The following is a 1,559-nucleotide window of genomic DNA, read 5'->3' as shown; positions in this document are numbered from 1 at the left end:
CTTTATTAATAGGTAAGTCTTTTGCCCAATAATTTGGATTACGTTTATAACTAATACTCCGACCTGCATCAATTTTCTCAACAACGTAAGGCCCTGAACCTATAATCGGTTGCAAGCTAATACGGGTAAAATCGCGTTTCTGCCAATCTACTTTTGAGTAAATCGGTAAACTCGCCACAACAAATGGCATTTTAGGATTATGGCTAGACTTAAAAGTGAATTTAACTTGATGTGGGTTTATCACTTCTGTTTTCGCTAAGTCTGCAAGATACATTTGTAGACCAAAATTAGATTTGGTTTGATAGGTATCAAAGCTAAATTTCACATCTTCAGCTGTTACGGGCAGTCCATTACTAAATCGAGCTTTTGGGTTTAAATAAAAAGTAACTGACTGAGTTTTTATAGGATCATACGAAACTTTTCCTGCCAGAAGTGGATATAACACCCCCACTTCATCAAGTGACTGGGTCATTAAAGTATCAAAAAGATAATTTACCCCTTCTGTCGCATTTCCCTTACCGTTCATACTGTTTAAGTTATCAAATGTCCCTTGCGCAGCCTGACTCAATACTCCGCCTTTAGGTGCATTCGGGTTGGCATAAGGCATAGAAGCCATTGCCAGATATTTAGGCTTAGAATGAATTGCGATATACGGCGTGGTTTGCTGAGCAGAGAATATAACTTGCGAAAAAACACTGAGCCCGACTAGCAGGCTCAGTTGAGAATATAACTTTTGCATAAAGTACTAATTATTCTATAAATTAGGCACTTTAATGATATCGCCAATACGCAATTGAGTCGACGGTGTTAGGTTGTTGAGTTCCGCCAGTAAAGTGGTTTCTAAACCATATTTGCTCGCAAGACCAATTAAGGTATCACCACGTTTGACTTTGTATTCCACTACAGTTTTTGGAATCACAATATTTTGTCCACGCTGTAAATTGGCATTTGCTTTTAATGCATTCATTTCAGCAAGTTCACGAACTGAAATACCCGCACGACTCGCAATAGCATTTAACGACTCACCAGCTTTAACCGTGTACTTTTCAGTATTTTTTCCTGCAACTACAGCTTTTGGAGACGATTTTGCCGTATCCGTTTTAGCTGTTTCTACTGTTGGTAAATCACCTGTTAATTTTAAGCGTTGACCAACACGAACATTACTGTTGCGAGGCAAACCGTTCAATGCAGCAAGGTAATCTAATTGTAAATGATAACGGTTGGCGATATTTCCTAAGCTATCACCAGATTTAACTGTGTAGGTCTCTGGCGTTTCTTCTTTGGTATTTTTAGCCGAAACTTTGCTAGTTGTTTCAACTTCACCAGTTAATTTTAAACGCTGACCAGCACGAAGGCCTGCAGTACGTGACAAACCATTCAAATCAGCCAAATAACTGGTTTGTAAGTTATATTTAGCTGCTATTGCATTTAAGCTATCGCCTGACTGCACAACATATTGGTCAGGAACTGATGCACCAGCCGGAACTTTTAGAGTTTGTCCCAGTTGGACATGACTGTTGGCTTTTAAGTTGTTCAGTTCAGCAAGCTCAGCTAGGCTA

At 39.2% G+C, this 1,559-nt stretch carries 2 protein-coding genes; both read right to left on the bottom strand.

The annotated features are described in order from the left end of the window. The coding region (locus tag VXQ92_RS17290; RefSeq protein WP_416682651.1) for an ABC transporter substrate-binding protein at window positions 1–739 on the bottom strand (739 nt) is incomplete at its 3' end. Between the two features lie 15 nt (window positions 740–754). Next, on the bottom strand, window positions 755–1,559 hold an 805-nt coding region (locus VXQ92_RS17285; protein WP_416682650.1), incomplete at its 5' end, for a LysM peptidoglycan-binding domain-containing protein.

The organism is Acinetobacter sp. 228, from assembly GCF_048147885.1.
The sequence above is the reverse complement of the archived record's forward strand: the minus strand, read 5'-3'. Positions and strand labels throughout refer to the sequence as shown.